This window comes from Kocuria dechangensis (assembly GCF_014636775.1).
Taxonomy (GTDB): Bacteria; Actinomycetota; Actinomycetes; order Actinomycetales; family Micrococcaceae; genus Kocuria; species Kocuria dechangensis.
The window spans coordinates 1-5,102 of the sequence record NZ_BMEQ01000058.1 but is presented as its reverse complement, the minus strand read 5'-3'; the positions used below and the strand labels follow the sequence as shown (position 1 = coordinate 5,102).

General features: G+C 69.4%; 3 protein-coding genes. 2 read left to right on the top strand and 1 reads right to left on the bottom strand.

All coding sequences use genetic code 11. From position 1 onward, the window contains the following. Nucleotides 1-154 precede the first annotated feature (154 nt). Nucleotides 155-2,557, top strand: coding sequence for a phosphoenolpyruvate synthase (ppsA, locus tag IEW07_RS20490; protein WP_188540618.1), 2,403 nt, complete (start codon nt 155-157; stop codon nt 2,555-2,557). A gap of 117 nt (nt 2,558-2,674) precedes the next feature. After that, nucleotides 2,675-3,484, top strand: coding sequence for a pyruvate, water dikinase regulatory protein (locus IEW07_RS20485; RefSeq protein ID WP_188540616.1), 810 nt, complete (start codon nt 2,675-2,677; stop codon nt 3,482-3,484). A gap of 62 nt (nt 3,485-3,546) precedes the next feature. On the opposite strand, the gene IEW07_RS20480 is transcribed toward IEW07_RS20485, so the two are convergent. Further along, a complete protein-coding gene (locus tag IEW07_RS20480) occupies nt 3,547-4,383 on the bottom strand; it encodes an IclR family transcriptional regulator (protein WP_188540614.1) in 837 nt (278 codons plus the stop codon). Between the last annotated feature and the right edge of the window lie 719 nt (nt 4,384-5,102).

Genomic DNA, 5,102 nt, shown 5'->3' with positions numbered 1-5,102 from the left:
CGGGGACGCCACCACGATCGGCGCCGAGGCCCCGCACCTGCAGGAGTGGATCGACCGCGGCCACTGACAGCTTTCCGACCCGTCCTCCACGAGGGCGACCGGCTCCCCGTACTGACTGAAACCGCACAAGCGGATCTCAAAGGAGAGAATCTTCATGGCTCATGTTCTTCCGTTCACCGACATCGACCTGTCCGACCTCGAGCAGGTGGGCGGCAAGAACGCCTCCCTGGGGGAGCTGATCCGCAATCTGCGCAGCGCCGGTGTGCAGGTCCCGGGCGGTTTCGCCACGACCGCAACCGCCTTCCGGGAGTTCCTGGCCGCCGGCGGGCTGGACAGACGGATCACCCAGGTCCTGGAGGGGCTGGACACCGATGATGTGACCGCCCTGGCCGCCGCCGGTGCGCAGATCCGGTCCCTGATCCAGGCGGCGCCGTTGCCGGCCGGGCTGGCGGCCGCGATCCGGGACGCCTACGAGGAGCTGGCCGGCTCCCAGCCGGCGGGGGTGTCCTGGGCGGTGCGCTCCAGTGCGACGGCGGAGGATCTGCCGGACGCCTCCTTCGCCGGGCAGCAGGAGACGTTCCTGAACGTGCGCGGGGTGGAGAACGTGCTGGCCGCGGTCAAGGACGTCTTCGCCTCCCTGTACAACGACCGGGCGATCGCCTACCGGGTCCACCACGGGTTCGACCACGCCGAGGTGGCACTGTCGGTGGGGGTGCAGCGGATGGTGCGCTCGGACGTGGGGGCGTCGGGGGTGATGTTCACGATGGACACCGAGTCCGGGTTCACGGACGCGGTGTTGATCACCTCCTCCTACGGGCTCGGCGAGGCGGTGGTGCAGGGGGCGGTGAACCCGGACGAGTTCTACGTCTACAAGCCCGCCCTGGCCGCGCACCGGCCGGCGGTGCTCAAGCGCGGGTTGGGGGCCAAGGCCCTGCAGATGACCTACACGCAGTCGGAGGAGATCGGCCACACCGTGGGGTTCGTCCCGGTGCCGGAGGAGGCGCGGGGGCGGTTCAGTCTCACCGACGCCGAGGTCGAGCAGCTTGCCCGCTACGGGGTGGCGATCGAGGCCCACTACGGACGCCCGATGGACATCGAGTGGGGCAAGGATGGGCTCGACGGGCAGCTCTACATCCTGCAGGCCCGCCCGGAGACGGTGGTCTCCCGCCGGGGGGGCGGGACCCTCTCCCGCTACCGGCTGAACGGGAGCGGGACGGTCCTGGTCGAGGGCCGGGCGATCGGCCAGCGCATCGGGGCCGGACAGGTGCGCATCCTGTCCTCGGTGGAGGAGATGGCCTCCTTCCAGGCCGGGGACGTGCTGGTCGCGTCGATGACGGACCCGGACTGGGAGCCGATCATGAAGAAGGCCGCCGCGATCGTCACCGACCGTGGCGGGCGCACCTGCCACGCGGCGATCATCGCCCGTGAGCTGGGCATCCCGGCGGTGGTCGGGGCCGGGGACGCCACCGAGGTCCTGGCCGACGGGGATCCGGTGACGGTCTCCTGCGCCGAGGGTGAGGCGGGTCTGGTCTACCAGGGGCTGCTGGACTACATCGTGGAGGAGACCACCCTGGGGTCCATGCCGGAGGCACCCCTGAAGGTGATGATGAACGTGGGCACCCCGGAGCAGGCGTTCAGCTTCGCCCAGCTGCCCCACCACGGGGTGGGCCTGGCGCGGCTGGAGTTCATCATCAACCGCCAGATCGGCATCCACCCCCTGGCCCTGCTGGCCCTCCAGGACGACGACCCGCAGCTGGATCCCGGCCTCGCCGGGCAGATCCGGGAGCGGATCGCCGCCTACCCCGGACCCCGCGAGTTCTACGTCCAGCGCCTGGCGGAGGGCATCGCCACGATCGCCGCGGCCTTCGCCCCCGAACCGGTGATCATCCGCCTGTCGGACTTCAAGTCCAACGAGTACGCCAACCTGCTCGGCGGCCCCCAGTACGAGCCGGCCGAGGAGAACCCCATGCTCGGGTTCCGGGGCGCCTCCCGGTACCTGTCGGCGAGCTTCCGTGCGGCCTTCGAGCTCGAGTGCGAAGCGGTCACGCACGTACGCGAGGCCATGGGATTGACCAACATCAAGCTCATGGTCCCGTTCGTGCGCACCCTGGCCGAGGCGCAGGGCGTCATCGAGCTGCTGGCCGCCAACGGCCTGCGCCGGGGTGAGAACGGCCTGGAGATCGTGATGATGTGCGAGCTGCCGGCCAACGCGCTGCTGGCCGAGGAGTTCCTGGAGCACTTCGACGGGTTCTCCATCGGCTCCAACGACCTCACCCAGCTCACCCTGGGCCTGGACCGCGACTCCGCCCTGGTCGCCTCCTCCTTCGACGAGCGCAACCCGGCCGTGAAGAAGCTGCTGGCCATGGCCATCGCCGCCTGCCGGGGACGGGGGAAGTACGTCGGGATCTGCGGGCAGGGCCCCAGCGACCACCCCGACCTGGCCCAGTGGCTGCTGGAGCAGGGCATCGACTCCGTCTCGCTGAACCCCGACGCCGTCGTGGACACCTGGCTGGCCCTGGCCCGGACCACGGCCCGGTCCACCCGGCCCACCGCCTGAGGGTCCGTGCCCCGGCGCTCCCCGCGCCGGGGCACGGACCCTCGTCCCGCCACCCCGCCACGAGATGAGCACACCAGCAGAGAACCGGAGAGGCCGGCCAGGAAGGAGCGTGCACCAGTGACCGACACCTGCCCGGTGGCCTTCTTCGTCTCCGACGGCACCGGGATCACCGCCGAGACCCTGGGCAGCACCCTGCTCACGCAGTTCCCCCACCAGCACTTCGAGCGCCACACCGTCCCGTTCCTCACCACCGCCGACCAGGCACACCAGGTGGCGGGCCGGATCGACGAGGTGGCTGCCACCGGGCGTGCCACGGTGGTGTTCTCCACCGTGGTGGACCCGGGACTGCGCGGCATCCTTGAGGCCAGTACCGGGTTCTTCGTGGACCTCTTCGGCTCCCACATCCACCAGCTCGAAGCCGCGCTGCACGCCACGGCGAACCCACAGCCGGGCAGGGCCCACGGTCTCGGCGACGCCCTGCGCTACCAGATGCGGATGACCGCGGTCGAGTACGCCATGGAGCACGACGACGGCCAGTCCGTCCGTGCCCTGGAACGGGCGCAGCTGATCCTCATCGCCCCCTCGCGCTGCGGCAAGACCCCGACCAGCATGTACCTGGCTCTGCAGCACGGCATCCGCACCGCGAACTTCCCCCTGGTGGACGAGGACTTCGAGCACCGGTCGCTGCCGGGACCCATCGCCCCCTACCTGGACAAGTGCTTCGGGCTCACCTCGCAGCCCCTGAGGCTGAGCCAGGTCCGCCAGGAGAGACGCCCGGGCACGGTCTACGCCTCCCTTTCCCAGTGCACCTGGGAACTGCGCAACGCCGAGGAGATGTACGCCCTCAACACCATCCCCCACCTCAACTCGGCGTTCATGTCGGTGGAGGAGATCTCCGCCACCATCCTCCAGCAGATGCAGCTCTGAGAGGCCGTGCGCAGAAGGAGCGTCCATCCTCCCTGGGACGGAGTCGCGTGCACCGTCGGAACTCAGCCCTGAGGGTCGAAGCCGATGCGCCGGCTGATGGTCAGGCCGGCAGCTCTGAGATCATCGCGCATGGCCTGCATGGTCTCCTCGGTGAGGCGGAACGCCGGGCCGGAGACGCTGATCGCCGCGACGACCGTGCCCAAGTGGTCGCGCACCGGGACGGCGATGGCATTGATGCCGATCTCCAGCTCCTCGAGGGCGGTGGCGTAGCCCTGGGCGGCGACGTCGAGGAGCTGCCGCTCGAGCTGGCGGCGAGAGGTGATGGTGCGCCCGGTGAAGGACTTGAGCCCGACCTTCTTGATCAGGTCGGCACGTTCTGCTGACGGCAGGGCCGCGAGCAGGACCTTCCCGCTGGAGGTGGCGTGCAGCGGGGTGAGGCTGCCGATCCAGTTGTGGGTGCCGAGGGAGGTCGGGCCGATCTCCTGTGCCACGTTCACCGCCACACCCTCTCGCAGGACGGCAAGATTGACTGTCTCACGGTGCTCCTCGGCGAGCCGGCGCATCTCGTCGTGGGCCTCCGTCACCAGGCTCAGGCGAGCGGGGATGGCGTGGGCCAGGCGCAGGATGCCGAAGCCGAGCTGGTACTTGCCCCGCTCGTGGTTCTGGACCACCATGCCGCGCGCCTCCAGGGCGCTGAGCAGGCGGGAAGCGGTGGACTTGTGGACCCCGAGCTCTTGGGCCACCCGCACCACGCTGGCGCTGCCCAGATGGCCCAGGAGCTCCAGGACGGTGATGGCCCGATCGACGGACTGGACGCCGCCGGGCGTCACCCCCTCCGTGGCCGCTTCGTCCTCGGGGACGGGGAGCGACGGCGACGGTGGGCGTGCTTGGGTGACCATGCTTGTCATCCTATCCGTGAAGACCGCGCCGGCGGGCCTGGATGCCGGCCCCTGGCTACGGGACCCCACCTGGCTCGAGGTGCCGATTTCAATGAATCCCTTGACAGCAGGGCAATCTCCCTCGGAGACTTTTCCCATGGCTGTTAGTTGCATAATACGCTCCATGTTGCGCAATTCGCGTAGCTCCCCGTTACGGACGGTCGGCCTCGAGCTGGTGGACTCCTCGTCCGTCGACCGGCCTCGGCGCATGTCGAGGAAAGGACGGAGCGTGAACGGTGGACGTTGCGATGCAGATCCGGCTCGAGGACAGGTCGCAAAGCCCTGATCAGGGCTCGGGTCGCACCGGAGGAAGGACAGAGCCTTTCTGCGTGCCCCTTGTCCACCGTTTCGCCGGACGACGTCGACGGCCGCTCTCAGCCTGGCCCTCCGCGCCACCTGTCGCACCGGTGGCGACGAGGTCGGAACGAACAGCGCCTGCTTCGAGGAAGCCTCCAGGTCCTCGGATGCACGGGGGTTGTCATGGCGTGGTGCGGGTGGCCGTGCGCGCAGCGCAACGGTGCACAGACATCAGCCGCACAGGAATGACTCCAGATGAACACCTCGGGCCGCGGTCGGCGTCAACAGCCGGTGCCCGATACAGAGAGGAAGACGTGATGCACAAGGTTCAGGGTGTGGTGTCCAGGGGCAAGAACCAGCCGGTGGGCGTGGAGACGATCCTC